The sequence below is a fragment of the Shewanella sp. KX20019 genome, assembly GCF_016757755.1.
Lineage (GTDB): Bacteria > Pseudomonadota > Gammaproteobacteria > Enterobacterales > Shewanellaceae > Shewanella.
The window spans coordinates 1,723,774-1,750,537 of the sequence record NZ_CP068437.1 but is presented as its reverse complement, the minus strand read 5'-3'; the positions used below and the strand labels follow the sequence as shown (position 1 = coordinate 1,750,537).

At 41.9% G+C, this 26,764-nt stretch carries 24 protein-coding genes and 1 other RNA gene; 10 read left to right on the top strand and 15 right to left on the bottom strand.

Going from position 1 to position 26,764, the window contains the following annotated elements:
- Positions 1-19 precede the first annotated feature (19 nt).
- Genes JK628_RS07685 through JK628_RS07675 form a run of 3 tightly spaced genes read right to left on the bottom strand, consistent with a single transcriptional unit; the run spans position 20 to position 2,945 of the window.
- Positions 20-1,003: a RodZ domain-containing protein gene (locus JK628_RS07685; protein WP_202288932.1), complete on the bottom strand. Its 984-nt coding sequence runs from the start codon at positions 1,001-1,003 to the stop codon at positions 20-22.
- Positions 1,003-1,791: a type IV pilus biogenesis/stability protein PilW gene (gene pilW, locus JK628_RS07680; protein ID WP_202288931.1), complete on the bottom strand. Its 789-nt coding sequence runs from the start codon at positions 1,789-1,791 to the stop codon at positions 1,003-1,005. Before pilW ends, JK628_RS07685 begins: the two co-directional genes overlap by 1 nt.
- 32 nt (positions 1,792-1,823) lie before the next feature.
- A complete protein-coding gene (locus tag JK628_RS07675) occupies positions 1,824-2,945 on the bottom strand; it encodes a bifunctional tRNA (adenosine(37)-C2)-methyltransferase TrmG/ribosomal RNA large subunit methyltransferase RlmN (protein ID WP_202288930.1) in 1,122 nt (373 codons plus the stop codon).
- 307 nt (positions 2,946-3,252) lie between these two features.
- Here JK628_RS07675 and JK628_RS07670 point away from each other — a divergent pair, with 307 nt between their 5' ends.
- Both JK628_RS07670 and JK628_RS07665 read left to right on the top strand, forming a co-directional pair.
- Entirely contained in the window at positions 3,253-4,329 is a 1,077-nt protein-coding gene (locus JK628_RS07670; protein ID WP_202288929.1) for a CNNM domain-containing protein, read from the top strand.
- Between the two features lie 113 nt (positions 4,330-4,442).
- Positions 4,443-6,185 (top strand): bifunctional metallophosphatase/5'-nucleotidase, encoded by a 1,743-nt coding sequence (locus tag JK628_RS07665; RefSeq protein ID WP_202288928.1) that lies wholly within the window; start codon positions 4,443-4,445, stop codon positions 6,183-6,185.
- 95 nt (positions 6,186-6,280) lie between these two features.
- On the opposite strand, the gene JK628_RS07660 is transcribed toward JK628_RS07665, so the two are convergent.
- The 4 genes from JK628_RS07660 to JK628_RS07645 form a co-directional block, all read right to left on the bottom strand.
- The gene (locus JK628_RS07660) at positions 6,281-6,790 is read right to left on the bottom strand and encodes a GNAT family N-acetyltransferase (RefSeq protein WP_202289745.1); all 510 of its coding nucleotides are present in this window, start codon (positions 6,788-6,790) and stop codon (positions 6,281-6,283) included.
- 10 nt (positions 6,791-6,800) lie between these two features.
- Entirely contained in the window at positions 6,801-7,316 is a 516-nt protein-coding gene (locus tag JK628_RS07655; RefSeq protein ID WP_202288927.1) for a GNAT family N-acetyltransferase, read from the bottom strand.
- A 133-nt stretch (positions 7,317-7,449) separates the two neighbouring features.
- Complete coding sequence (locus tag JK628_RS07650) at positions 7,450-7,752, bottom strand: NrfJ (RefSeq protein ID WP_202288926.1); 303 nt, start codon at positions 7,750-7,752, stop codon at positions 7,450-7,452.
- A 224-nt stretch (positions 7,753-7,976) separates the two neighbouring features.
- A complete protein-coding gene (locus JK628_RS07645) occupies positions 7,977-8,204 on the bottom strand; it encodes a DUF3820 family protein (RefSeq protein WP_202288925.1) in 228 nt (75 codons plus the stop codon).
- A 556-nt stretch (positions 8,205-8,760) separates the two neighbouring features.
- Here JK628_RS07645 and JK628_RS07640 point away from each other — a divergent pair.
- The 4 genes from JK628_RS07640 (at position 8,761) to JK628_RS07625 (ending at position 11,519) form a co-directional block, all read left to right on the top strand.
- Positions 8,761-9,504 (top strand): AAA family ATPase, encoded by a 744-nt coding sequence (locus JK628_RS07640; RefSeq protein ID WP_202288924.1) that lies wholly within the window; start codon positions 8,761-8,763, stop codon positions 9,502-9,504.
- On the top strand, positions 9,464-9,925 hold the full coding sequence (locus JK628_RS07635; protein WP_202288923.1) for a CopG family transcriptional regulator: 462 nt from the start codon (positions 9,464-9,466) through the stop codon (positions 9,923-9,925). The genes JK628_RS07640 and JK628_RS07635 overlap by 41 nt, the downstream gene beginning before the upstream one ends.
- A 223-nt stretch (positions 9,926-10,148) precedes the next feature.
- Entirely contained in the window at positions 10,149-10,973 is an 825-nt protein-coding gene (locus tag JK628_RS07630; RefSeq protein ID WP_202288922.1) for a zinc-dependent peptidase, read from the top strand.
- 99 nt (positions 10,974-11,072) lie between these two features.
- The gene (locus JK628_RS07625) at positions 11,073-11,519 is read left to right on the top strand and encodes a nuclear transport factor 2 family protein (protein ID WP_237524168.1); all 447 of its coding nucleotides are present in this window, start codon (positions 11,073-11,075) and stop codon (positions 11,517-11,519) included.
- 57 nt (positions 11,520-11,576) lie between these two features.
- On the opposite strand, the gene JK628_RS07620 is transcribed toward JK628_RS07625, so the two are convergent.
- Both JK628_RS07620 and aceB read right to left on the bottom strand, forming a co-directional pair.
- The gene (locus JK628_RS07620; protein WP_443020008.1) at positions 11,577-13,037 is read right to left on the bottom strand and encodes an HDOD domain-containing protein; all 1,461 of its coding nucleotides are present in this window, start codon (positions 13,035-13,037) and stop codon (positions 11,577-11,579) included.
- A gap of 524 nt (positions 13,038-13,561) precedes the next feature.
- Positions 13,562-15,187: a malate synthase A gene (gene aceB, locus JK628_RS07615; protein WP_202288920.1), complete on the bottom strand. Its 1,626-nt coding sequence runs from the start codon at positions 15,185-15,187 to the stop codon at positions 13,562-13,564.
- A gap of 1,261 nt (positions 15,188-16,448) precedes the next feature.
- Here aceB and JK628_RS07610 point away from each other — a divergent pair.
- On the top strand, positions 16,449-16,946 hold the full coding sequence (locus tag JK628_RS07610; RefSeq protein WP_202288919.1) for an outer membrane protein assembly factor BamE: 498 nt from the start codon (positions 16,449-16,451) through the stop codon (positions 16,944-16,946).
- 124 nt (positions 16,947-17,070) lie between these two features.
- Here the strand turns inward: JK628_RS07610 and JK628_RS07605 are convergent, their stop codons facing one another.
- Complete coding sequence (locus JK628_RS07605; RefSeq protein ID WP_202288918.1) at positions 17,071-17,403, bottom strand: RnfH family protein; 333 nt, start codon at positions 17,401-17,403, stop codon at positions 17,071-17,073.
- Positions 17,400-17,831: an SRPBCC family protein gene (locus tag JK628_RS07600; protein ID WP_202288917.1), complete on the bottom strand. Its 432-nt coding sequence runs from the start codon at positions 17,829-17,831 to the stop codon at positions 17,400-17,402. Before JK628_RS07600 ends, JK628_RS07605 begins: the two co-directional genes overlap by 4 nt.
- Positions 17,832-18,023: 192 nt before the next feature.
- Here JK628_RS07600 and smpB point away from each other — a divergent pair, with 192 nt between their 5' ends.
- The 3 genes from smpB (at position 18,024) to JK628_RS07585 (ending at position 20,348) form a co-directional block, all read left to right on the top strand.
- A complete protein-coding gene (gene smpB / locus JK628_RS07595; RefSeq protein ID WP_202288916.1) occupies positions 18,024-18,518 on the top strand; it encodes an SsrA-binding protein SmpB in 495 nt (164 codons plus the stop codon).
- 109 nt (positions 18,519-18,627) lie between these two features.
- Positions 18,628-18,982, top strand: a transfer-messenger RNA (tmRNA) gene (ssrA, locus tag JK628_RS07590).
- A 163-nt stretch (positions 18,983-19,145) separates the two neighbouring features.
- Positions 19,146-20,348, top strand: a complete 1,203-nt coding sequence (locus JK628_RS07585; RefSeq protein WP_202288915.1) for an integrase domain-containing protein — start codon at positions 19,146-19,148, stop codon at positions 20,346-20,348.
- A 118-nt stretch (positions 20,349-20,466) separates the two neighbouring features.
- Here JK628_RS07585 and JK628_RS07580 read toward each other — a convergent pair whose 3' ends face one another.
- The 4 genes from JK628_RS07580 to JK628_RS07565 are packed head-to-tail and all read right to left on the bottom strand — an operon-like array spanning position 20,467 to position 26,753.
- Positions 20,467-21,558: an HNH endonuclease gene (locus JK628_RS07580; RefSeq protein ID WP_202288914.1), complete on the bottom strand. Its 1,092-nt coding sequence runs from the start codon at positions 21,556-21,558 to the stop codon at positions 20,467-20,469.
- A 32-nt stretch (positions 21,559-21,590) separates the two neighbouring features.
- Entirely contained in the window at positions 21,591-23,366 is a 1,776-nt protein-coding gene (locus JK628_RS07575; RefSeq protein ID WP_202288913.1) for a restriction system-associated AAA family ATPase, read from the bottom strand.
- A complete protein-coding gene (locus JK628_RS07570) occupies positions 23,363-25,036 on the bottom strand; it encodes a restriction endonuclease subunit S (protein WP_202288912.1) in 1,674 nt (557 codons plus the stop codon). The genes JK628_RS07575 and JK628_RS07570 overlap by 4 nt, the downstream gene beginning before the upstream one ends.
- Positions 25,026-26,753 (bottom strand): type I restriction-modification system subunit M, encoded by a 1,728-nt coding sequence (locus tag JK628_RS07565; RefSeq protein WP_202288911.1) that lies wholly within the window; start codon positions 26,751-26,753, stop codon positions 25,026-25,028. Before JK628_RS07565 ends, JK628_RS07570 begins: the two co-directional genes overlap by 11 nt.
- Positions 26,754-26,764 lie beyond the last annotated feature (11 nt).

The following is a 26,764-nucleotide window of genomic DNA, read 5'->3' as shown; positions in this document are numbered from 1 at the left end:
CTTTGTGCTCTGTCATTCGTTATTGTCCAGCGAGAGGCAGGCTTAAGCGTGCCACTTTACCGCTAGGATACTGTTTCAAGCTAACTTGAGTCCCATTGAGCTGTATATTCACAACTTGTGGGGCGCCCAATATCAATGCAAAAGGCTCAATGCCACTCACCTTGATGTCACGTCCTGATTTTTTCAAGCCATTGATGAGTATTTCACCGTTAGCATCGGTTACTTTTATCCAGCAATCGCCCGTTAGGGTTAAGGCCACATCTGACATGATGGCATCGCTGCGATTAACCTGCTTAGTGGCAGAACTGTCTTCACTGACCTCGTCGCCGAGCTGGTTTTCAACTATAGAGGCTAGCATCGCTCCTGCAGACATTGGTGTGCTAGCAACTGTAACCTGAGGATTAGCGCTTAACGTATCAGTCGCGATAGATTGCGAATCTGCTGTTTGTTCGTTCAAGGGCTGTACACTTGAGTTATTAGCAATATCGTTCTGTTCATTGGAGCGAGCATCTTCAGCAGAGGCCGCAACTTCTTCAACGGTGGGTTGAGAGTAGTCAACCGAAGTTTCCATGGATGACTTTTGGAACCACCACAGCACCATTAACGCTAAGAGTACTAACACTATGAAGTAGGTTAAAAACATCAACCGACCATCACGAGCCTGACGAGTTGTTTTACGAGAAAAGCTCTGCATCGACGGTTCAGCATCGTTTAATAGCTGTTTGTCTAAGCAGGCTTGCACTTCAAACGGATCCGCTTGCACCGCTCGAGCATAATTTTTTACATAGCCGCGCACATAGGTCGCCGCGCCGACCGCTAATAAATTGTCCGCTTCAATCTCTTTAATGATAGCCGGGCGTAAATGCAATTGCGCCGCAATATCCTCTATCGTTGCCCCTTTATTTTCGCGGGCTTTTTTTAGCAAAACGCCCAGTGTGAGTGTTGACTCTTCCACTAGGCTTTCGGTGTCTATGTTGGGCAGATCATTCTGTTCGTTTTTCATTAATGCATATTAGCCCGATATTGCTTGGCCTGAGGCGAAGAGGGAAACTTTGCTAATAGTAAAATACCAAACTTTCTTACTGCGTCGTCGTCTTTCAGACCTTGTTCAATTTCAATTCCCAGCGCTAAACTGATTGGAGATTCGACCGCGACTTTATGGTAACGCGTTAGTCGAGCTCTCGCCTCTATATAGCGTTCCGCTTCAAGTTCAATTTCTGTTAACTCGATAAGCGAAGTGCGTCTTCTAGGATCATATTTAAGCGCCATAGAGAAATACTTTTTCGCTTTTTCTATTTGACCCGCTTTTCGGCTACAAATTCCCAAGTTCTCATAAGTAGATGCTGATTGAGTATATGCAGAATGTTCAAGCGCTTTAAGGAACATCTTTTCAGACTCAGCATATTTACCTTGTTGACACAGGAATGTACCGAAATTATTAAATGAATCTCCGCTGGCATCCCTAAGGTTTGTTGCCTGTCGATATGCCTGTTCGGTCCTTTCTAATTCGCCGACTGAGCTGTAATAATATGCAAATGCAATATGCACATCTTCAAGCTCAGGCGCAAAAGCTAACGCACGATCCAAATTTACTTTTGCTTGCTCACTATTACCTTTCTGTAAATAGGCTAAGCCCAACTGCACCCGTTGACGTGCAGCGGCCACTTTATCGACTTTCTTCTCAGAGACAGGTGTATTAGTGCCGGTATAGGTACTTTGTGTCACGCAGCCCGCAAGAGCGGTTGCAGACAGCAAAATAGCCAGTGGCACACTTACCTTTCTATGATTCATCGTTTAGCCTATCTACCAATAGATACAAAGAGTTAATCCATTGTGACCGAAATTTGATTCTCTTGCATGCGTTTTTTCGCTAAACGCTTGGTTCTGTCTCGAATATCACCTGCAAGTTGACCACAAGCAGCATCGATATCATCACCGCGGGTTTTACGCACAATAACCGTTAAGTCATATTCCATCAATACTTTAGAAAAACGGTCTATTCGTGAATTAGACGAACGGCCGTAGGGAGAACCTGGGTATGGATTGAATGGAATTAAATTCACTTTGCATGGCGTATCTTTCATCAACTTAGCCAACTCATGCGCCTGGTCGGTACTGTCATTAATATGGTCAAGCATCACATACTCAACTGTAACGCGGCCACGGTTAGCATTAGACTTGGCGATATAGCGACGGATCCCCGCCAGGAAATCTTCCAATGGGTACTTCTTGTTTACTGGCACAAGTACATCACGTAGCTCATCGTTTGGCGCATGAATACTCACAGCCAAAGCCACATCAAGTGCGTCGCCAAGAATATCTAACGCAGGAACGACACCGGAGGTCGATACAGTGACACGGCGCTTTGACAAGCTGAAACCAAAATCGTCTAACATGATGTCCAAAGCGGGGATAACGTTCTTCAGGTTGAGCAGTGGCTCACCCATTCCCATCATAACGACGTTAGTGATTGGGCGTTCGCCAGTGTCTTTCACAAAGCCAATAAAGTCCGCGACACGCCAGACTTGACCGATGATCTCAGCCACAGTTAAGTTACGGTTAAAGCCTTGAGCTCCAGTTGAGCAGAAGGTACATTCAAGGGCACAACCAACCTGCGACGAGACACATAAAGTGGCGCGATCATCTTCAGGTATATAAACCGTTTCAACTTCTTGGCCGTTACCCACGTCAATAGCAAACTTAATAGTGCCATCAGCTGATTTTTGATAGCTGGCAATTTTTGGTGCAACAATCTCAAACTTACGCGCCAACTTTGCACGTAATGCTTTGTTGATATTGCTCATCTCTTCAAAGTCACTCACACCAAAGTGATAAAGCCATTTCATCAATTGATCAGCACGGAACGGTTTTTCGCCCATATCGGCAAACAACGCTCTCATCGATTTACGATCAAGATCTAATAAATTGATCTTCTTTTCACTCATGTGTGTAACCTCAAAAAACCTAAAACCTGCATGCGGGCGGCGAATTATACAGATCCTAACAAAATTTGGCCAGCAACCTCGCTCCTCTAATATGCTCATACCGCTAATTCATACACTTATCGTTAATGCTAGGCTGCAAAAGCATGATAAATATTCAATTCAAGCGACGACTTATAATAGCTAGATACAAAAAACCGAATAAATTGCGACTAAACTGCATTTGCCCCTATCACGGTTAAGATAAACCTATGCTAGAATCCGCTCAGACCAATGTTGGTCTGCAATTTGGAAGTGTAATTTCACCTTTATGATAACTCTTATCATTATAGTATTTGTCGCCATTACTATCTCTTTTCTTTGTAGTGTGTTTGAAGCAGTTCTACTCTCAGTCACGCCCAGTTATATCGCCACTCTTGCCGGAACAAAACCCGCAGCAGCAGCTAGGTTGAAGAAACAAAAAGAAAACGTTGAATCTCCACTCGTATCTATCCTTACTTTAAATACCATAGCGCACACAGTTGGAGCCGCAGTAGCTGGCGCACAAGCCGCTAAAGTGTTTGGTGACGAGATGCTAGGCGTATTCTCTGGTGTGCTTACCTTTCTGATTTTGTTCTTCTCAGAGATCATCCCTAAAACACTAGGGGCAAACTACTGGCGCTCACTGGCACCAACAGTTTCAGTCGCACTAGTATGGATGGAGCGTACAACACGGCCACTCATCTGGATGTCTAAGCAGGTTACCCAGCTTATGGGCAAAGGCGATGAAGGCCAATATATTCGTCAAGAGATGAGCGCCATGGCTGAGATTGGTAGAGTATCGGGCGAACTAGACGAGCAAGAGTCTAAGATTTTGACGCAAATGTTGTCAGTGAAAGAGATGCCTGTTACCACAATAATGACGCCAAGAACGGTGATGTTTAAGCTGCCAACAACCTTAACCCAAGGCGATTTTGCGGCTAAATATATGGCAAAGCCTTTTACTCGAATTCCGGTTTATAAAGATGAGCCTGATAACATCATCGGCTATATTAACCGCAATGACGTATTGCTTGCAGAGCGTAAGACACCGAAAGAATCGATTGCCGTGTTGAAGAAGAACTTGTTGGTCATCCCTGAAACCGCAAAAATTCTCCCACTATTTGAGCTTATGATTAAACGTAATACCAAGATTGCGATGGTTGTTGATGAATACGGCTCAGGTGAAGGCATTGTTACCTTAGAAGATATCGTCGAATCCCTGCTCGGACTAGAAATTGTCGATTCGAATGACCCTGTCACAGATATGCAGCAATTAGCGCGTAAATTGTGGAGTCGTAGAATGAAGCACAAAGGCATTGTGCTGTCAGACGACGGTGAATTTGATGACAAGCCCGATAAGAGCTAATTAACTTACTCTGTAAAAAAGGGAGCTTGGCTCCCTTTTTTAGCCGCCAAAATCAGTATTTCACCAAACAGAAAGGTTAGTGCTATAATTCTTGTTTGGTTCTGAGGATTAAGATGACGTCTAATTACACTTTAAAACTTGCCCACATCAACGACACACATTCTCATTTCGACGCAAATAGACTGCAGTTTACGTTCACCGAGCAACAACAAGAGCTAACGCTGTACACCCATAGCGGCGGGTATGCACGCATAGGTTACCAACTTTCTCAGGCCAAGTTATCGGCCAAAGCCAAGCAGCAATCGTTTCTGTTTTTACATGGCGGCGACAGCTTTCAAGGCACACTTTACTTTAATGAGTTCAAAGGCAAAGCCAATTCTGACCTTCTGAATCTACTAAAGCCCGATGCCATGGTGCTCGGAAATCATGAAATTGATGCCGGTAACGGTCCAGTGTTAGATTTCCTAAACGATATCCAATTCCCGTTACTTGCCGGTAATATGGATTTAAGCCAAGAAAGCTTAGACAAAAAAGCGCGCCTAGCGTGCCACCCAAACCTGTACGATTACGACAATGACTCGCAGACGGCGAAATATATTTTAAAGCCATTGCAGGACAAGCAAGTCGCTATCGTCGGCATCACGCTTGATCAAATGAAAGAGATTGCTCGTCCCGACGAAGATACCCATTTTATCAATGCCATTGAAACCACCAGACGCACTGTTACTAAACTCCATGCTGAAGGCATTTACCACATCATAGTGCTAAGTCACCTCGGTCTGGACCAAGATAAAATACTCGCCCAAGAGGTTGCTGGGATCAGTTTGATTGTTGGCGGCCACTCTCATACGTTACAAGGTGATTTTCGCGAATTGGGCTTGAGCAATATTCCCTATGCTGAACGCGTTAATAACACCCCGATTCTGCATGCAGGAAAGTACGCCGAAACCATCGGCATCGCGGATGTTACTTTTGATGACAAAGGCAGTGTAATCAGCCTTAACGGCGCTAACTACTTTATGCTTGATCAGCAATTTATTTTACAAGCTGGTGAGGGCGAAGTGAGCGCAGATAATTATCTTGCCATCCGCGCCAAACTTGATGCAAACCCAGCGATATATTGGGATGGCGAAGACAGCGTCGTTCAGCAAACCATTCTCAAAAAATATCGTCCAAGTCTCGACGCGTTAGATAATCAAATTCTCGGTTTTGTACCCAGAAACCTAGTTCATACCCGCTTGCCTAGCAAAGCCCTACCTCATGGCAGTGAGATAGCACCTTGGGTTAGTCGGAGTATGTACCAAGAAACCACGAAGATTGGTATTGAGGTTGATTTTGCGCTACATAATGCTGGGGGAGTAAGGCAATCACTCAATAAAGGTCAATTAAGCCTTGCTGAGGTTATTGGCCGCATCCTGCCATTTGACTTACCTTTAGTGACCTACCAAATCCAAGGGAAGTATCTATTTGAGATGCTGGAATCTGCCATTAATGCCGCAACGAACAACTGCGTGATAGGCACTGGGGCCGGCAGTTTTCCATACACCTATGGTCTTAAATACTTTTATGATGGCAGACAAACCTTAGGTAAACGCATCGTTAAACTCGAAATTATGCGCAAAGTCGATGGTATAGCGCAGTGGCTTGATGTTGAGCCGCAGCAACATTATATCGGCGTGTCATCGGCATATACCGCATCGGGGAAAGAGGGATACTCACCGATATTGCAGTCCAACTGGCAGCGCAGTGTCGAACAATTAACCTTACCCAGCGCCTTTATTCGTTTCGTCAGTCGAGCAGAAACGCTAGCTGAAGTGATAGAGCCACAAGTTCATTACACTAGCCATAGAAGTTAACGCTATTTTGTAAGGACCCAGTCAACACGCAGTAAAAAATCGACAAAATCCTCCATCATTTGATGGGGGATTTTTTGGGATGCATAAGGTAATCGTTAGACCATTGTCAGTATTTTATGCATGCTAAAGTTGACTAACACTTGTCCAGCGCGTGGATGCTGGTTTTTAGAAAGCACTTCATAACCCTGTTTCTCGAAAAAGGGTTTAGCCAGAAAAGAGGCCTCAACTGTAAGCTCCCTTATCTGCTCCGCTACAGCAAACTCTTCTAAACCTTTATAAAGCGCCGTTGCGACCCCTCTGCCTGTAAACTCTGGGTGGCTAAAGAGACAATCAATATCAGCGCAAAGCCACTCTTTATTATCCGACTGCAGCTTAAGCTGTGCTGGTTTTAAGTTGATAAACCCAGTAATAACACTGCCTTCTTCAGCCACCCAAGTAGTGGTTGGTTGCAATCTTGTTAGCCAATTTTGATGACTCCTAGGCGAAGCAGACCAAACAGCCCTTTCCTCAACACTGTAATGACTGCTTGCGCCTTGTGTAACGCTTAAATGAAACAAAGTCGTAAGTTGTTCAACATCTCGGGGGTTAAATCGTCTCACACACATCAAATTCATCTTAAGCTTGCCTCGGCACAGTCAGGGCTTTAGTCATTAAATAACCCATTATGATTTGACCACGCTTTTCTTGATAACTGCGATGGTTCAGTCTAAACCCATGAGATAGAAACAGCGGTTTAGATAGCTTTGAGGCATCAACGGATAAGTTGCTGATATTTGCACTAATAGCCCAGGTTTGTAATTGGTTAAACAGTGCTGCAGCTATCCCTTGATGTTGAAAACTGGGGTGAACATAAAGACTGTCGATATAACCGCGACTAGTAAAATGCGTTTCTAGGTTTACCACGCCACAGCATAAAGGATTGCCTTGTACTTCACGCGAGTCATCTACCATTAACCAGGCTTTTGAACGAGATAATCTTTTGTGCCAATGGTAGCTGGAACGAGGGGCGAACGACCAAGCTTGCTTTTCAGCTGCCGAGTAAACCCCCTCTTCAATGGCGTTAATTGCCAGATGAAACAGCTGGCTGACTTGCAGTGCATAACACTTTCTATAGGGAATAATTTTGAGCATGAAAATCAAATAAGCGAAACTGTGGGGTTATTTTGCGCTAGTTGATGACAAAAGAAAACGGCGCAAACAAAGTCTGCGCCGTTTTCTTTTACAGTGATACAAGTTGAGCGCTTAGCGACAACTGATATCGCTATTACTTCTTATCGATACGACCAACAAACAACAGCTTGTCAAAAGTACGATTTAAGGTTTTGCTGGCAAAGTCATTCATCCACATCTGCTCTTGAACTACGACCTTGTCGCCTTTCTTAACTTCGATTTGTGGACCAGCAGCCCAAAAGGTTTGGTCTGCTTCTTTAATCTGTACATAGGTATAACCGCCGCCATTCATAGTATCCATGACAGTACCTTCATGCATAACACCTTGAGCCCAAGCGCTAGACATACCAAGAGCAAGTGTTGCTGCAGCAGCCAATTTAACTAGTTTAGCTATCATCGGAAATTTCCTTTCAAAAGTGATCAATTGAATATATACCCGTTCTACTTCAAAGTGCATATTGCAAAACTTCCTGAGGTAGAACGGTTATATTAAAGCACGCAATAAAGCATAAATCTCTAATACTCGTCACTAATCATAATCAAATCATCAACTATTAGACCCAACTCTCATTCCAAAGGAAATTTAGCAAGTTCACGGAACTTTATTCAGGATGAAATGGTTTATCGAGCCTGTTTTACCTTATCGAGTAGTGGTTGCAACATGCCTTCTAGACCATTGAGCTTCACCTCATACATTAATGCCAGTTGTTGTCCAAGTTTGCCCTCAGGAAAACCTTTTGAATGGAACCACACTAAGTACGGTTCGGGTAGCTCAAGTAAATAACGGCCAGCATATTTGCCAAACGGCATTTTCTGACTAATCGCTTGTTGTAATAGTTTCTCATCCACTGTGCTGCATCCGTGTTTATAGGTACTTAGGAAACTGTCGGCAAAGACTAACATGGAGTACTAGTCGTAGTAGTAATTTTTACCCTACTTACGCTCAGACAAGATACGATGTATCGAGCAGCGATAACCAACCTAACATATAATTAATTGACATAAGCGCCAGCGTTAATCGACACTTTTGATATATCAAACTTTAGAATGACACTGCGATATCCATCTGCGCGAGTAAATTCGTCGGCTTTCACCCTGCAGATTGGGTTTATAAATAACTTAAACTACTAATAATCATACCAAACAGCGCCTATTAGTCTGTCGCTACACTTGCGCGTCAAAAAAATAACGAAAACAACTTTTATGTCAAAAAAACTTCGCTAGTCAATTGGGATAAAAGCGTCAAAAATCATACAGTTGACCTTACGCGTATCTCTGCCTAAATTAATGTCACAGCTGTTGCATTGGGTAACAATAAGTCGCTCTAGATTATCCCAATAAAACCAGTACGCATCCAGCAGCTTGCAAACAGTCAGATAAATAAACGCGTACTTGAGGAAAAAGCATGATTATATTAGTTGGTGGTGAAAAAGGCGGTAGTGGCAAGAGCTGTCTAGCGCAAAATATTGCCGTTTTCTTAACAGCAGAATGCCAAGCTTCTGTGATTATGGTTGACTGCGATCCTCAACGTACCACGTCAGATTGGATCCACGCCAGAAATAACAATTCAGATTTGCCGGGTATCAACTGCGTACAACTATATGGAAAAATACGTAATGACTTGCTGAGTCTGGAACAGCACTATGACTACGTCATTGTTGATTGTGGTGGTCAAGACAACCTTGCATTGCGCGCAACAATGTCAGTTGCATCCCATGTACTTATGCCGCTTAGACCCAAGCGACGCGATCTTAAAACCGTGAGCCACATGGATGATATTGTCGCTACATGCATGATGATTAACCCTAAAATGCGCGCAACATTTGTTATTACCCAATGCCCTAGTTTACCCAACCAAGCCAACCGTATTTTTGAAGCTAAAGAGGTGTGCAAGACCTATGACATCAATGTTCTCGATGCCATTACTTATAGTCGAAATATCTATGATGACAGTGAAGAGTCTGGCTTATCTGTTTTAGAAATAGAGCCAAAAGGAAAAGCAGCCAACGAGATCCGTGGCATTGCCACAGAATTGCTGCAAGTTGCTAATTCAACAGAGATACGCAACCGTATCGCTGAAAAACAGATAAAAAAGATGAGAGGTGAATATGGGTCTGACCGATCTCAAGAAAAGCTCTACGCCGTCTAAGTCAGCTCATCAAAAAATCCATAGCTCCCAGTTAGCCTTAGATGATTTAATTGATGATTTTATTAATGATGCTAATCGCTATGCTGTTGGAGAGGAGCAACTCGCTCCGTCAACAAATATGGTGATAGCGCTAAACACTAGCAAGAGCCAGTCTAATTTATCTAGTTTAAAGCAACTTGCAGACGATGTCGGCGTTGTAGTGCAGCCGACCACAGCAAAAGTGAAGAGAATAACCAAAGGAGATGCACCGTTTAGAAAATCAACATTCACCCTGAGTGAATCGGCTATTACTCACCTAGCGGTTTTAGCCGATGACGGCGATGTTGCTAAGTCCAAATTGGTGCGCTTTTTAATTGAACATTATTTCAATATGACACCACAAGAGAGAAAAGAGATAGAGAAACGTATTATTGTTGAGTAACCTTCCCAATTTAGCTGGCAGAGATGGAAAAGTTTTGAATTGTTGAACTGCCAGCCTTTTTTACCGCAAAAAAATCTACCTCTCACTTAGATTTCCATAAATAATCTTAGAAAAAAGCATTCATTGTTGAATTCCAACCCCTTCACCCACATATCTTTAACATTAGCCGCACCATACTTCGGCAACCCGAAGCTTAGCTTCAACATGTTAATAAGGGGTTCTAATGCTCGCTATTTTATTGATAATACTGATTAGCGCTAGCGCTATCTTGTGGATTGCCAGCCGTACATGGCGAGTAAACAGGCGCAGAGAACAGCTAACTCAAACGCCCTTCCCTCATGCATGGCGAGCCATTCTTAAAAAGCGGATCCCTTTTTTCCGCTCACTCCCGGCAGACCTGCAGTTACAGCTGAAAAAACATATCCAAGTGTTTATTGCCGAAAAGCAGTTCGTTGGTTGTGATGGACTAGAGATTGATGATGATATCCGTGTCACCGTCGCCGCTCAGGCGTGTTTACTGCTACTCAATAGAAAGACTGATTTCTACCCACACTTAAAAGAGATCCTTATCTATCCCTCGGTATTCATCGTTAACAATGAGCAACGTGACTCAAATGGGCTGGTATCGGAGCGCCGTCGAGTCCTATCGGGCGAATCTTGGCAGCACAGCAAGGTCATTCTATCGTGGCAAACGGCTAAAGAGGGCGCTGCTGTGCCCAATGACGGCAGCAATGTGGTTATCCATGAGTTTGCTCACCAGCTTGACCAAGAAGATGGCCATGCCAACGGCGCGCCGATCTTAACCCACTCACAGGACTATGCATCTTGGTCAACGGTGATGATGCAGGAGTATCAACATCTAGTTGAAGCAAGCCAGAGCCAACAATACTCTTTATTTAGCTATTATGGTGCGACAAATCCTGCTGAGTTTTTTGCAGTAATAAGCGAAGTTTTTTTCGAGCAGCCACACGACTTCCTTGCTTTACATACGGCACTCTATAACGAGTTAAGTTCTTTTTATAAACTCGATCCCGTAAACTGGCACTAGTTTTTAAATCAAAGTGGATTTGAACTAACAAATATATATGAGGGATTTATGCTTCATCTAAACCACAAAACATCTGCCCTTTGTCGAGCAGTTATACTAATGTCCGTCCTGCTTGGATTCAATGCCGCCGCGCAAACTGTCAGCCAAAATGATGATAAACAGCAAGCAGCGACCCTACTCAACAACCTCAATACCTATTCGGCAAACGCTGACTGGGACAACTATTTTGATCTTTACGCAGACAATGGCATCTTTATTGGTACCGATGCAAATGAACACTGGGATAAGGCGCAATTTGAACAATATGCGCGACCAACAAAAGGCTGGCGTTATGACCTAACCAGCCGCGCAATGACTCAGCACGGTGACGTCATCTGGTTTGATGAACTCCTTAATAGCCCATCTTATGGAGTAAGCCGTGGCACGGGCACCTTAATAAAAACAGCACAAGGTTGGAAGATAGCCCAGTATCACTTGAGCTTTCCCATTCCCAATGAGATAGCTAAAACCATTACCGCGGAAATTATTGCCGCTGGGTCTCAGTAAAATAAAAAACGCGCTTTATTAGCAATAATAAAGCGCTTTTTCTGCTGCAAATATTGATTAGTTCATTGTCGCTGAAAAGCAAACATTTGAAAGTTCAGCAAAGTGGCTAAAACCTAAGAAATCCTCTTCACTTAAACGTCTTCCTGAACTATCTCTATCTGCGAATAACACACCAATAACCGTGTGGTTCATTATCAGCGGTGCCAGCATAAATCCTGTCGGTGATACTAGGCTTCTCAATGTATCATCCATATACAGCCTCCATTTGGCGGAATGAGGATTATCTACAAACAGCGCACTTTTGAATTGAATCGATTCTTGAAACAAATTTTTCGTCCCACTGAGTTCTATCGAGAAGTTTTTTTTCATCTCAGCGGCACCATCACCTAATACAATGCGTGGCTGCAGTATCTTTCTGTCCGGCGTTAACAACAATACTGCACACCGATCTACCCCAACCCCTTGCAGAACGCCTTGTAACGCAATCGATAAAACCTGATTAAAGTCAGACTTTTTTAATGCACATTGCGTCAAGGCTCGCAGGCATTTCAACTGTTCTAGCGGGTTTGAACCCCGTATAACAGGTTGTTGAACTTCGATCTGGTGTTCAATTAATAGGTGCTTCACATCAGGTAAATAATCAACTAAAACTTTTGCACCATAGGCCTCAGCCATTAGTTCTGTGGCTTTATGGCAACTGATCATGCGTCCTTTTAGTTCATCAACCTCAATATCAAGGATATCAGCGGTTTGTTTCAATCTTTTTGATAGTTCAAGCATCGAAGGCAGCGGTTGCGATAGAAGATCGCTCAACTTATTTGCCAGAAAAATACTGCGAATTTCAGGTGTTCGTTCATCCGGTTGGCTTAACGACATAATGAGAATACTGCCTAAGCCCCAATTACGTGCTATGCCTGCTGAAAGCTGTTGAAAGCTCGTTCCTAATACCGTTCTGACCGCTTGATCACGCTCAGATGATGACTCACACTGATTCAGTTTACTGTCTAACACTAAGGTTTCAGTGGAACCTGTGCCCCAAAATGCACTCTCACCCAAATGATAAAGCAGTGACGCAATAAACACCTCTTCCTGGAGTTCATCATCATGATCGTGCATCAGCATTTTAGTAAACATCGCCGCCTGAAACGACTTTGCCATTAAACTAATCAGGCGCTTATAAACACCTTCAGATAAGCCTTCCGACTCTAATAAACTACTCAGTAACTTTGCAGTAATACATATATTTTTGATCGCATCGAAGCCCAAGACAACCGCCGCCTTACTCACCGTCGTCACTTGAGCGCCGCCCTTATTGTATGTCACGCTGTTTGCAACACGCAGAATACGGGATGTCAGCGCATTATCATGCATAACGCTCTGACCTAATATAGCAAGAGATGACACATCATCTTTCGCCAGCCTCTCTAAGGTTTTAATCGTTGAACATAGCGCGGGCATCTCTTGCTCACTGATCCGCTGCGTCCAATAATCAGCGCCTTTTAACTTGCTATCTTGCATGCTGTTAGCTTTCAAATAATACTCTGCTTATGACGGCTAATACTGCCAAGTTTCCAATGATTAAATGCGCCCATCCTCTTGATGATGTGCGCAGACTCCAATACCGATTGCATTAAGTGTTTAGCCAGTTCAGAAACACTCAAGCTTTTCAATTCAAGGCTCTGAATGAACAGATATTCAATACAATTCGTATAAGATACTAATAGAGTTAATTGTATACGCAATTAGCGTAAAGTGCAGTATAGGCCTGCCATTGCTACGATGTTTGATTGACGTTGATATCATACGTGGGGGTTAAGAAGAGTAAAAAAATGCGACCCCGAAGAGTCGCCAATCACAAGCGTAAACCGTCATCACCATACTGGGAAGCGGGAGATCACGTTTTTTATTAAAAACCCGCGTAGCACGTAGGTTTACTACGCGGGGGACACAAGCCGCAATAGGCAGCCAAACTTAAAATCTAAATAACTTATAAAACAAACACTAACTTAGCTCTATCATTCAACAAGCCGATAAAATAAACCCTATGCAATAAGCAGCTCATAACCTGGCCGAGTGATAAAATCGACCAGTTCTTCAGCGGTGGTCGTTTGTTCCAGAATAACCGCAGCCTCAGTAAAACGGCCATGGGTGAATCTATCTGCCCCCACCTCCTCTTTAACTTGAGCCAACTCTTGAAGCAACATCTCTTTGAACAAAGACTTGGTCACTAATGTGCCGTTCGATAGCTGCTGCTGATGCTTAATCCACTGCCAAATAGAGGTGCGAGAGATCTCCGCCGTCGCAGCATCTTCCATTAAGCCATATAGAGGCACGCAGCCATTACCATTGATCCATGCCTCTATATACCGCAGCGCTATACGGATATTTCGACGCATTCCATCCTCTGTTCGCTCACCTTTGCACGCCGACAATAGTTCATGAGCTAGGATAGGTGCATCAACATCACGAGTAATATGCAATTGATTGACATGATCTTCGCCAATGTACTCATTGAAGACCTCCATTGCGGTATCAGCCAAGCCAGGATGAGCAACCCAAGTGCCATCATGACCATTACGCGCTTCAAGTTGCTTATCCTGACGCACTTTATCTAAGATCTGTTGGTTAGCAATTGGGTCTTTTGTTGGAATAAAGGCTGCCATTCCGCCCATTGCGAGTGCACCGCGTTTATGACATGTTTTAACCAACAAGCGCGAGTAGGCACTAAGAAACGGTGTATCCATGGTGACAGATTGTCTGTCAGGTAAAATACGGTCACTATGGTTATTCAACGTTTTGATATAGCTAAATATATAGTCCCAACGGCCACAATTGAGTGCCACGATATTTGAGCGTAACTCATACAAAATCTCATCCATCTCAAAGACAGCAGGCAAGGTTTCAATTAAGCAGGTACATTTAATCGTGCCAGGCGGTAGACAAAAACGCTGCTCCACAAAAGCAAAAACCTTTGCCCACCAGCGAGCCTCAAGATGACTTTCCAGTTTAGGGATATAAAAATACGGACCACTGCCCTTACTGAGTAATTGACGGTAGTTATTATAAAAATAGATACAGAAATCAAATAACGCTGCAGGTATAGCTTGTTCAGCATAGCTGACATGCTTCTCTAGCATATGCAGGCCGCGTACACGACAGATCAACACGGCTGGATCTGCAGCTAACGTATATGATTTACCCGTTTCTGCCGAGGTATAACTAATATTCCCTGTAATCGCATCGCGTAGATTAATCTGGCCTTCGACCACCTTATCCCAACTCGGCGCAAGCGAATCTTCAAAATCAGCCATAAACACTTTTGCATTTGCGTTAAGCGCATTGATCACCATTTTCCGATCAACAGGCCCAGTTATTTCAACGCGTCTATCTTGCAAATCATCGGGGATCCCTCTGATCTTCCATTCGCTATCGCGAACGGCTTTTGTTTGTTCTAGAAAATCTGGCAACTGACCTTTATCGACGAGTCCCTGTTTAATCTTTCGATCAACCAGTAGCGAAGGTACATCGCTAGCAAAATGCTTACAGAGCGTTTTAAGTAAACTTAACGCACCTACTGTTAATACCGTTTCTTGTCCATCGACAGTGCTAGCATTAATGGCAAGTTCGTTTTCAACAACGCCATTATCAATTGTGATCTGTTCTGCCATAAACTTTCTCTCCAATCTGTATCGCCAGTATGTTTACTTATGAAGCCAAATACCTGCAGCTGTGTATTTAGCGTAACTAAAGATGGCTTCAATAAATGCGGCCACTTACTTTTCTCGGTTAGAGGAAGCGAACCAATAAAAACACCACCGAGGGCCACATGTGGTTATTTGCAACAAAAACTAACCACAAATAGTGTTGGATGCAAGCAAACCTAAGCTCGGCAGAGACTTTATAGCGCATAAGTAACAGACGTAAAACAGTATTAAATCAGATTATAAGCACACAATTAAAGCAAGCAAAAACAACCAGATATAGACAACAAACAATATTTAGAGATAACGGAAAATACAGTTGTAAGACAAATTGACCAAGCAAGCTTGCTTAAACTCCACCCCGTAATTTAATTACGCATCGTCATTAAATTGATACAGCAAGTGTGAAATTTAGTAATAAGGTAAATGCAGAGCTCCGTTTACGGCTACCTTAGACGTAAATCAAATAAATGCTTAATTACCAGTAAGTTAAAAAATATACTATTTAACAGGAATGTAAACGATCGTTTTATATTGACGTTTACGTTAGCTAGAGTGTGATGAGTTAACGCTATGAATCACCGCTAGAGGAAGAATAGTGACTAACATCACAAAATATATTGGTTTTATGTTAACTTTTTTTTAAAATTCGGCCTTAAGCAACTTAAATCACACCATTAAAAAAACGACCACTGACTAATGGCTACATTCTTTGTCCTTAAAAACGAGCAACACAAAACGTGCCTTCAATACAAATATCAAATCTGTGACAATGATTAAAAAATAAATAGCGGTTGAATAATGGCTAGCGCTCACCACCAAGCTTCAATTGCCCTGCAGTGATGGACTTAAAGCCTTATTGCTATGAAAGCGAATGCTAATATCTGATAGCAGCAAACTGCAGCTTTAATCATCCCTAGCCAGATAAGAATTAAACCACTTAAAATCAATTAGTTATAAAGCAGCGGTAAATCTATTTAAATTCAACAGCGACCTTTACTTGCCATTGTGTGGCAAGTAAAAAGTGACCAATGCCTAGAAAAATACTAATACGAATGAACTAATTACCCATTTACGACTCAATATAAGCAGCATATGTAACCTCAGTGTTAAAACTGAGAAACAACATAGATTAGCAACCTGAGCAGACTCTGCGACAATAGCTCTTGTCAGATAGGGGATTGCTTGGGTATTATGACCGACAGATTTTGATGAAGTAGCGCATTTAATGACAATTAAAAAAAGAAGTCTTACCCTTTTGGGCGCTGCTGCGCTCTCACTATCGCTCAGTGGCTGTGGTGTATTGGACTGGTTGATCTATAAGCCAGACATTCCGCAAGGTAACTACATGGAAAAGCAGCAGGTAGAAAAGCTGCGTATTGACATGACTAAAGAGCAGGTTGAATACGTTTTAGGTCGTCCTGTACTGCGTGATAGTTTTTCAGACAATACCTGGTATTACGTTTACCACTATAAAAGTGGCCGTGACGCCAGCATTATCCATAAAGAGCTGATCATTAACTTTGACGGAGATGTTCTAGTTAAAGTGACAGGTGATTATGATTTAAGCGAAGAGTTTAATACGCCGCTTGAAGAGAGTAAGCTACCTGGTTTAAATGTTCCAGAAGGTGAGCCCTTGGTACCAGAACAGCGCCCTCAAGCAGAGCCTTTAGTTGAAGAGAAGCAAACTCAACCAAAAGCATTATCGGAAAAAGACCAAGAGTAATCGACGTGTTGTCAGCTTAACTCTGCTTTTAACGAACATAAGAAATGCGGTTCTCCTATCGGAGACTCGCATTTTTTTTAACTTTGATTAAGCATCAACCTTATTCTTTAACGGATACCAGTCTTTATAACTTAGCGCCTGTGATCTTGTTCACCCGCCCTTCGTCCTTCGCTTTTTCTGCACGTTTACGACGCACATCTTTAGGATCAGCGATTAACGGTCGGTAGATCTCTACTCTTTGTCCTGGAAGCAATACTTCAGAGTGTTTCACTGAGCGACTAAAAATACCCAACTTTACCGTCTCAAGATCAATATCGGGGAAATAGCGCAGCATGTCACTTTGCTTTACCGCATCGATACAGGTAGTCCCGGGTTCAACGTTCACTTTAATCAGCTTTTGCTGGTGCGGTAACGCATAAATAATTTCGACCGTAAACAGGCCTTGCTCAGTATTCATTTGTAAATCACCTTAGCGCGGCGAGTAAACGCGGTCACCATAGACGACATTAACTCTTTAAACACTTTACCAAATGCCAAATCAGCAATCGGACTAGAAAACTCAAACTTCAGCTGGAAATCAACTTTACAGGCATCTTCTGTTAACTCAGTAAACGTCCACTCGCCAACCAACTCTTTAAAAGGGCCGTTTTCTAACTGCAGCTGAATACTCCTACCCGCTACCACCTTATTACGAGTGGTAAACGTTTTACTTATCCCCGCTTTAGCCACATCAACCGAGGCAACCATGGTCTCACCATCAAACTCCAATACCTTGCCACCGACACAACCGGGCAAGAATTCTTTATAAGATTCGACATCATTGACTAAGTCATACATCTGCATCGCACTAAAACGAACTAATACATTGCGGGAAATTTGTGGCATTGATGGTTGGTACTCAGAATATAAACAAGATTGTTGAATTTTAACATGACTACAAAAAAACGCATCTTTGACGCACTTAGCCAACTTTAAGTGCTCAAAAAGCAGACAAACGCATCAGAGAATCCACAAATAAGTGAATATTTCGGTTTGCCTAATTCCAAATCCTGCTTGCCTGCGTATAATAGCCAGCCTATGGCTAAGAAAAACGCAAAAAAATCAAAGAACACTTCCGCTTCAATCGCCCGTAATAAACGCGCGACTTTCGACTATAAGTTTGAAGAGAAAATGGAAGCAGGCCTATCCCTAATGGGATGGGAAGTTAAGTCTATTCGTATGGGCAAGGTAAACTTGTCTGAAAGCTATGTATTTCTAAGAGAAGGCGAAGCCTATCTTTTTGGTTGTACTATCGCGCCACTCAATACCGCCTCTACTCACGTAGTGTGCGATCCGTTGCGCTCGCGTAAGTTACTGCTCAAACGTAAAGAGCTAGATAAATTACAAGGCTTAGTGGACCGTAAAGGTTACTCAATCGTTCCTATCTCAATGTACTGGCAAAAAGGTGCATGGGTAAAGATAGAGATTGGCCTGGGTAAAGGTAAGAAAGAACATGATAAGCGTGACGATACTAAAGATCGCGAATGGCAGATTGAAAAAGCGCGTACCATAAAGAAAGCGGTACAGCAGTAGTTTCAACGTCAGTTCTTTCAATAACGGGTGTAAAACGAACAATCGGTTGCTAATGCGGTTTTTATGCTTGGTAAAACAAGATGTGACGCGTTACAATCATATTGTACTTGGGGGCGATTCTGGATTCGACAAGATTCTCGAAACCCTGGGAGCATGCCGAGGGGCGGTTGGCCTCGTAAAAAGCCGCACTGTTATAGTTGCAAACGACTCTAACTACTCTCTAGCAGCTTAGGCTAGCTAGCCATCTTGCCGAAACTTCTCAAATGGGTTTGGTTTATAGATGGTCATCTCACATTTGATAGCGAGGGAACCACGTTCAGGGGTGAACCGCGAAACAGTACTGAACTCGCCTTGTAATATCCTGTCTTTCGGAGCTTGCAAGGTTAACCAAAAGAGAGACTAAGCATGTAGCGCCTTGGATGTAGGCTTTTTGGACGCGGGTTCGAGCCCCGCCGCCTCCACCAAATATAGGAACGAAGACGTCTCAGGACGTCTTTTTTTCTGCCTGAGATTTGTAAAATCAATAGCTTAGCGTACAATAGCGTTTATTGTCATCCCATAGCAGCTTGAGTTTTATGTCACACTCAATGTAACATCGAATCCAAATCCCATAATCGTGTTACATTCATGGCCAATACCACTAAGCAACTCACAGCAACACAAGTTGCAAACGCTAAGTCTAAAGAGAAAGAATACAACCTTGCTGATGGTCGTGGCTTATCAATTAGAATAAAGCCGAGTGGCTCAAAATTTTGGCTGCTCAACTATACCCGCCCTGTTACGAAAAAACGTACTAACCTTGGCCTCGGCACCTACCCTGATGTGCCGCTAGCAGAAGCAAGAAAACGCAGAGATGCTGCCCGAGAGTTGCTTGCCAAAGGCATAGACCCTCAATATCACCTTCAGCAACAAGAAGAAACAGTTAAAACGGATGCAGCTAATACCCTTAAAGCTGTTACTGATACTTGGTTCGAAGTAAAAAAACAAAAAGTATCTACAAATCACTCAAGGAAGCTTTATCGCAGATTAGAGCTATACCTATTCCCTGCCCTAGGCGAAACACCAATCAGCACCTTAACCGCCCCACAGGTCATTCAAGTGCTCAAACCATTAGAGGGCAAAGGACACGTAGAAACTTGTAGACGTGTGATCAGCTGGCTTAATGAAGTGATGACCTTTGCAGTTAATACAGGCGTAATTCACTCCAACCCGCTTATTGGCATAGCGGCTGCGTTTGGTGTCCCAGAGAAGCGTCAAATGCCCACAATCAAACCTAGTGAGCTACCTGAATTTATGCAGGACTTATCTTATGCCAGTATCAAGGTGACAACTCGCTGCTTGATTGAACTTCAATTACATACGATGACCCGCCCAGCGGAAGCCGCTATGGCTAAGTGGGCTGAGATAGATTTTGATAAAAAGCTATGGGTGATCCCTGCTGAGCGCATGAAGATGAAGCGTGAGCACATAATCCCTTTAACACCTCAAGTTCTCGCATTACTAAAGCGCATGGAGCCAATCAGTAGTCACTTGGAATACATATTTCCTGCAGACAGAAACCCGAACAGACATACCAACACTGAAACGGCCAATATGGCTATTAAGCGTATGGGCTACAAAGGCCGTCTAGTGGCGCACGGGCTACGTGCATTAGCCAGCACTACACTAAACGAACAAGGCTTTGATGCTGAGCTTATTGAGGTATCACTCGCCCACGTAGATAAGAACACAGTAAGAGCGGCTTATAACCGAGCCGACTACATTGAGCGGCGCAGAGAGCTTATGTGCTGGTGGAGCGAGCATATTACAGCACCGAAAAAATCAAGCTAATCTATTTCCGAAGTCAATAACTACACTAAAGACAGCCCCCATATAAATGTTAGCCCAGGCTTAGGTTAAAACATTGCAATACAGCTGGGGGCGTATCAGTCATGGAAAGTAACAACTACTAATTGTCAAACAACCCCGCATCACAACAGCCTAATATGAAAGCTTTTTTAAGAAATCGTTTGTCTACAAAAGGGTCTAGATCACTATTAAACTCTATCGCAGTAACATATTTTAACGTGGGCATGTCTAATTTCTTTGAGCGTTCAAATATTTCGGATAGCCACGCTTTACCTGAATTTTTAGAACAACATTCGGCCTTGAAACGTTCAGAAATCCCGTATAAATCATCCCATGTATCAAGTTCCGGCCTGATTAAGGCAGGTCCCATATTTAGAGTTACATCGGTAGCCTCTAAACTCTTCCAATCTTGGGTTTGGATACTCAGAGATAAGTTAATTAGATTCGTATAATTGGCGTAAGGATAGAAAACCTTACGTGGGACTCGTAAAGGGTTTTTAGCTTTAGCCTTAGCTGTATCAGGTTTTTCTATATTTGGATCTTTTGCTAATTTGTAACTGCTGTTGCAATGAGGACAAGCTGGCACTAAGTTAAGGAAGTTAATGCTATTGAATGGATATTTTCCTTTGGGGAAATAATGATCATAAGCCTCACGTGGCTTAGTAAACTGATTTAAAATACCTGACAACCCACAGAAAGGGCATACATCTCGGTCGTTCAATTGAGTAAACTTCAGATTATGATCCGCAATGAGTCCTATTCGCTCTCTAACTGATGCTAACTTCAGAAAGTCGCCTGAGTACATATTTTTATAAAATTTCTCAAGCTCGCTGACTAAACCAGGATACTGAGCTTCAGGATATAGAGCTTTAATTGCTTCATAAGTAGCAGGAGTACACCGGTCCCCATCTTCACAAAGCTTTTTAATATCATTATTAAGGGCAAACCAATCTTTAAACTGCTGCTTTTGAACAGCATTTAACAGCTTGAACTTTTCAAAAAGAGAGTTTAAAGGACCAAGAAAGTTCTTAGCCCCTTTAACTTCAACATCATGAATATCGAGCTCTTTTATCATATCCCTTAGGTCAGGTTTAGCAGCAAATAAAGTATCGATTTCATAGTCCACTCCATCTATAGCAATACACCATACATCTTCTAAAATGAACTGGATGTATTCTTGCATTGTGTTCATTTTATGGTCTAAAAATTGATACGGAAAGAGCATCAGTCCTGTTCCTTTAAACTGTCCATTATCGTTTTCATAAGTAAGAGCTTCTCAACAGAATCACCGAGTCGATTATCAATACGCTTTAACAAGCTATCAATATCCACCCCTTCTTTTTTGAACTCTTCTTTGAAATCATCTAGCAACTTATGAGCATAGCCACCGATAGTCTCGTGCTTTCCGAACGTTTCTATGGTTATTTTGTTTATCGATGCGCCTAAGGTTTTATATTCTGGATGCTGAATAGTGACCTGATTACTTTCAGGATTTTTATCAAAGACCATAACCTTATGACGCTCGCTATCAGAAATTAAAAACGGTGTGTGCGTCGTAATTAACATCTCATGGCTTGCTTGCGCTTTATCTTTTTCAGGAAAGCACGCTCTTAGACGGCTAATAAAGTTTGAGCGCCATGCAGGGTTGAAATGTGTCTCAGGCTCATCTAATAGAAATAAACTATTGGTATCCTTGAATAGCAAGCACAGTCCAAGGCTATGTAAGAGCTGATGTTCTCCATCAGATAAAGACTTAAGCAAAACAGGCTCTTGTATCCCTTCTTTATTAAACCAAAAGTTCTTAAAACGCATGATCCGTTCATCAGAAGCTAACGTAGGCACTGTTTCATTAACGTATAAACTATCTGATTGATATAAATCAGATTTAAGTTGCTCGCTGACTGTATACAAGTTAAGCGATAGCAATACCTGGAAAGCTTGAAACAACTCAATGGGAGATTTGTTAACAGCAAAACTAAAGTTTTCAGCAAAGGCTTCTCTAGTGGCGCTATTGACACAATAATCCAGATATAAAGTATCTGTTTCCTCATCTACAAAGAAACAAGTAGCACATCGCTTTAATCTAGTGATCATAGGATCAAATCTATCAGAAGAGTCTTCGTCAGCTTCTAACAGATCAACAAGGTTCAGAGTGTATCTATTGCTTTCCTCATCTACAGCCAGAGCAGGGTGTTTTAGCCCAAACAAGTCAGCTTGCTCTCGGCTAACCTCAATACTTCGTTTGATTACAATACGAAACTCATGCAAAGCACCTAGCCCCATATCCAACTCAAAAAGCTCTCTCGCTTCTACTTCGTTATATAGCAAATTACAAAGCAGAATCGCTTGGCTATATGAATTGTCCATATAAGCCATACGAGTTTCAGGGCGACCAGAGTAAGGAAGTTGATCTCTTAATGCCCCCCAATACTCATCAAATTGAACAAATCTCATTTTAAAAAAAAGCAAGCTGAGTACTTCGTTTTCACCTGAAGAATAGCCTAATACAAAATCTGGAAGTAACCGCTTAATTTCATCTCGAGAAAGTGGATTATGATCTTTGTATAACTCATCACGATTTAGCCATTGCACCTTAGGTGTCATGCCTATTTCTTTTGTGATCAATACATGTGCATGTATCCGTACATCATCACTTCCAATCGGTATTAAGTATTCAATTTCAAAACCATCGGGATTAGCGCTATCACTTCTGAAACCAGTCTTATTAGTCTCTTCATCATAACCAAACGCTGGCGGAAGGTTATCTAAATACATGCATTCTAAGTGGTAGAATATTGCAGCTAGAACTTCTAGAAGGTTAGACTTACCACTGCCATTGGGGCCCGCACAAACAAAGGGTGCGAAGCCTTTTTCACTAAACTGAGGCTTCTTGGAAGATTCATCTTGAAGGGTCCATTCTGAACGAAAAACATACTCAAACCCCTCTTGTAAGCTGCGAAAGCCCATTGGGTCTGTTACTTTAAGGCGAACTAATTTCATTTTTGGCTAACCTTAAACTTAATACTATTTGAGGCTTCTTGATACACCTGTAGGATCATTCCGGTTCGCAGCTTTTTAAATAGCCAATCTTTAAGAACTTCATAGTCATTGATTGAAAAACAAAGGCTTTCACAATCTTCTTGTTCAAACTTTCCGATCCAGTTTTGGGCCGCCTCCCAAAAGTCAGGTAGAGAAAAAGAGTTTGTATCAGAGTCCATTAGAAACTCCTTTAATAATTTGATTAGCCACTTTCTCCGTGTTTTGTCCTTACTTAAATCCGGCATGACTTTAGGCAAAATAATAGCTTCTAAGCTTTTTGTTATTTGTTCAATCGGCCTAGTAATACTCTTTATCTGCTCTAATGGCTTAGTGAGCGACTCAAGAGGTTTAGTTATGCGTTCAAGCTTCTTTTGTATTTGATTTATAGCTAGGAGTTCATTTTCAACATCTTCGTCTTGATCAGCTTTTTCATTAAGATATTCAGGTAAGGGAACAGCGCTTAGATCCAGTTCACCTTTAAACGCTTTTTGGCTTAGTGAACCATATAGGAGCTCTAAATCATTAAGACTATTCTGAAATAAATTTTTTATTGCCTCTATTTTATTGGAAATTTCAACAAATTTAAGCTGTAGTTCAATACTTGGAACAGGAAGTAACGCCGTCTTCAGGTTAGCTTTAGATATATTTGGCATTGAGCCAGCAGCGCCTGCTGCAAGGCTTTGTATTTTTTTACGTTGCGAAGGGTATGAAAGCAACTTCCACAAATATACAGGGTGAATCTCACCTTCATCTTTGATAACAAGTCGAAATATCAAATCAGGTAAAAGTAGTTTAGAACGAGTTTCATGTACAAATGCAGTTGCTGCGACCAGTTCATAGGTGTTTTTACGGCTAAAAAGTAAGTCTCCATTTTTCACTTCATGCTGAATCTTTGGCTCGGAATTAGGTAGCATTGCCTTATTTTCTTCTTGTTTAAAGGCTCCCGATGTAACAGCTCCAAGCTTCAATACCCCCCACTGGTCGTCATTGGCTGACACAGATTCACATTTTGGGCTCCAGCCACTATCTATTTGAGAAAGTAAGTCCCCTAATGGGAGCTTATTCCATAACTTTTCGTTATGAACAGGATCTCCAAACATTTCAAAAAAAACACTGTTAACCAAATTATCTAGCTGGTTTTTCCGCTCGATACGCTCAGCTATAATATTCTCAATTCTTCCAAGCAATTGTGAAATTCTAACTTGTTCATGAATATCAATGCTCGGAAAAGAGATTTTTTCTAACGCGCGTCGATTTATATGCGGTATAGTGGCACCTGTAGATGTTTCTCTCAGGTATTCAAACTGCGACTTTAAAAAATACCCTACAAATTGAGTATTTATTTTGTCTAGTTCGTTTATACGGAGACGAGCGATTGTACTGCCTAAAAAGCCTGATTTTCCAAAACCAATAGTCCCTGCATTAGCGCCATCCCAAGCAATCATTACATCACTAGAGTTAACTTCCGTTCCTTTGACATCATCAGTAAATCGAATCGTTCTATCATTTCGTAAGTCATCGATTAAAATGATTCTTTTTGAGAATGTTGATGGTGATTCGGAAACCGTATGTTTCTTACCTTTAGTTATAGTGACAATATCACCAACTGTTAACTGGCGATTACTGCTCACTAATCATCCCTCTCAAATCCAACAAGTCTCTAACAATCCCACTTTCGATTTTGGATATATCTTTTTCTGATAGCTCTCCCACCTCTGAAGATATTAATCGTTCAACAATCGTTAAAGGCGACTCATATTCAACTGAGTCAAAAGTATGCTCTTTGTAGCAATTAAAGCTAAGATCATAACCTTCAGATTCTATTTCTTTAAAAGGAACAGCAAAACATTTCTTAGTTCTATCCCACTCTTTATTTTGTTTTTGTGAGTGCTCCTCACTAATATAGCCATTATATTGGTAGATAATATCCTGAAGATCACCAAAATCTTCTTTTTTAATACGCTTATCATCTAGACTGTAGCCATCGCGTTCCATATCATAAAACCAAACACGTTCAGTAGCTGGCGTGCTAATTTTTTCCTTAGGCCCCCATACTTTAGTGAAGATTAAGATTGCAGTACTTACCCCTGCATAAGGTTTAAACACACCACTAGGCATACTAATCACAGCTTTGAAGTCACAGCGTTCAATCAATTGCTTTCTTATAAATTGAAAAGCTTTTCCCTTTCCGGTTAAAACTCCCTGAGGAATGATCACACCGGCTGTACCACCTTTTCTTAAAAGGTGATAGATGTTTTCCATAAACAGTAATTCAGATTTAGTCGTACCCGATTGGAAACGTTCGTTAATATCGCCCTTATCTACATTTCCTGTAAAGGGGGGGTTAGCCATGATAATGTTGTATTGACCTTCTTCCTCGAAGGTTTTACTCAACGTATCTTTGTAGTCAATCTGTGGCTCACTAATTCCGTGCATCATCAGGTTCATTAAACCTAGGCGTACCATCGTGCCATCGATGTCAAAGCCAAATAAACTGGTATCTAGTATCGCTTGAGCGTCCGGAGTTAGAGTAGAAGCAACTGATGTTCGAATGAAACCGTCTTCATCAGGGATTAAATCCTTTGTACCAGCTTTAAGAGCAAGCTGAGTAACAATGTATTGATAGCCGCCAAGCAAAAAACCACCAGTACCGCATGCTGGGTCACAAATTTTATCACCAAGTTTTGGTTGAACTAATTCAGCTAAAAGCTTGATGATATGACGTGGTGTTCGAAACTGACCGTTTTTACCCGCACTAGCAATCTCAGACAATAGAAATTCGTATACATCACCCTGAATATCCTGAAAATTTTGTCCTTGCTTCGCATCTTTCTCCATTATGACAAATATTTCATCTATGGTTTTTACAGCCTCGACTAACAAAGACGGTTTTGGAATAATAAACACCGCATTTTTCATGTGGTGTGTAAAATTCGACTCTGTCCCGTTTAAATCTTTTAAAAATGGGAAAACTTTCGTTTGCACATGCTCCAGCATTTGTTCTGCTGGTTTTTTATTAAATTGACTCCAGCGCAAACCTCTTCTGTCGATACCATGTTTTTTCTCATCGTTAGCACGATAATCAATCTTCTCTAACTCAGAAGCATTGTCAGGAATTTTACTGCGTAACTCTGGTGGTACCCACTTACCTTCAAACTTTGATTTATAGGGCTCATCGGTCCATTCAGCATCCAGCTGCTTCTTTAGATCTAACTCATCTAAACGCTTCATAAAAAGTAAATAGGTAATTTGTTCAATTGCTGTCAGGGGATTTGAGATACCACCAGACCAGAACTTATCCCAAAGTTGGTTGATTTTACTTTTGAGTTCTGCGTTATGCTGTAGCATGATTATTCTCT

Bases quoted from the DNA above. Each gene is read 5' to 3' on its own strand.
- JK628_RS07640 (WP_202288924.1), top strand. From the start codon at position 8,761: ATGATTATATTAGTTGGTGGTGAAAAAGGCGGTAGTGGCAAGAGCTGT.
- smpB (WP_202288916.1), top strand. From the start codon at position 18,024: ATGGCTAAGAAAAACGCAAAAAAATCAAAGAACACTTCCGCTTCAATC.
- aceB (WP_202288920.1), bottom strand. From the start codon at position 15,187: ATGGCAGAACAGATCACAATTGATAATGGCGTTGTTGAAAACGAACTT.
- JK628_RS07665 (WP_202288928.1), top strand. From the start codon at position 4,443: ATGACGTCTAATTACACTTTAAAACTTGCCCACATCAACGACACACAT.
- JK628_RS07655 (WP_202288927.1), bottom strand. From the start codon at position 7,316: ATGCTCAAAATTATTCCCTATAGAAAGTGTTATGCACTGCAAGTCAGC.
- JK628_RS07600 (WP_202288917.1), bottom strand. From the start codon at position 17,831: ATGCCACAAATTTCCCGCAATGTATTAGTTCGTTTTAGTGCGATGCAG.
- JK628_RS07650 (WP_202288926.1), bottom strand. From the start codon at position 7,752: ATGATAGCTAAACTAGTTAAATTGGCTGCTGCAGCAACACTTGCTCTT.
- JK628_RS07625 (WP_237524168.1), top strand. From the start codon at position 11,073: ATGTCCGTCCTGCTTGGATTCAATGCCGCCGCGCAAACTGTCAGCCAA.
- JK628_RS07670 (WP_202288929.1), top strand. From the start codon at position 3,253: ATGATAACTCTTATCATTATAGTATTTGTCGCCATTACTATCTCTTTT.
- JK628_RS07635 (WP_202288923.1), top strand. From the start codon at position 9,464: ATGGGTCTGACCGATCTCAAGAAAAGCTCTACGCCGTCTAAGTCAGCT.
- JK628_RS07575 (WP_202288913.1), bottom strand. From the start codon at position 23,366: ATGAAATTAGTTCGCCTTAAAGTAACAGACCCAATGGGCTTTCGCAGC.
- JK628_RS07565 (WP_202288911.1), bottom strand. From the start codon at position 26,753: ATGCTACAGCATAACGCAGAACTCAAAAGTAAAATCAACCAACTTTGG.
- JK628_RS07610 (WP_202288919.1), top strand. From the start codon at position 16,449: ATGACAATTAAAAAAAGAAGTCTTACCCTTTTGGGCGCTGCTGCGCTC.
- JK628_RS07675 (WP_202288930.1), bottom strand. From the start codon at position 2,945: ATGAGTGAAAAGAAGATCAATTTATTAGATCTTGATCGTAAATCGATG.
- JK628_RS07630 (WP_202288922.1), top strand. From the start codon at position 10,149: ATGCTCGCTATTTTATTGATAATACTGATTAGCGCTAGCGCTATCTTG.
- JK628_RS07660 (WP_202289745.1), bottom strand. From the start codon at position 6,790: ATGTGTGTGAGACGATTTAACCCCCGAGATGTTGAACAACTTACGACT.
- JK628_RS07685 (WP_202288932.1), bottom strand. From the start codon at position 1,003: ATGAAAAACGAACAGAATGATCTGCCCAACATAGACACCGAAAGCCTA.
- JK628_RS07605 (WP_202288918.1), bottom strand. From the start codon at position 17,403: ATGAATACTGAGCAAGGCCTGTTTACGGTCGAAATTATTTATGCGTTA.
- JK628_RS07620 (WP_443020008.1), bottom strand. From the start codon at position 13,037: ATGCAAGATAGCAAGTTAAAAGGCGCTGATTATTGGACGCAGCGGATC.
- pilW (WP_202288931.1), bottom strand. From the start codon at position 1,791: ATGAATCATAGAAAGGTAAGTGTGCCACTGGCTATTTTGCTGTCTGCA.
- JK628_RS07580 (WP_202288914.1), bottom strand. From the start codon at position 21,558: ATGAACACAATGCAAGAATACATCCAGTTCATTTTAGAAGATGTATGG.
- JK628_RS07585 (WP_202288915.1), top strand. From the start codon at position 19,146: ATGGCCAATACCACTAAGCAACTCACAGCAACACAAGTTGCAAACGCT.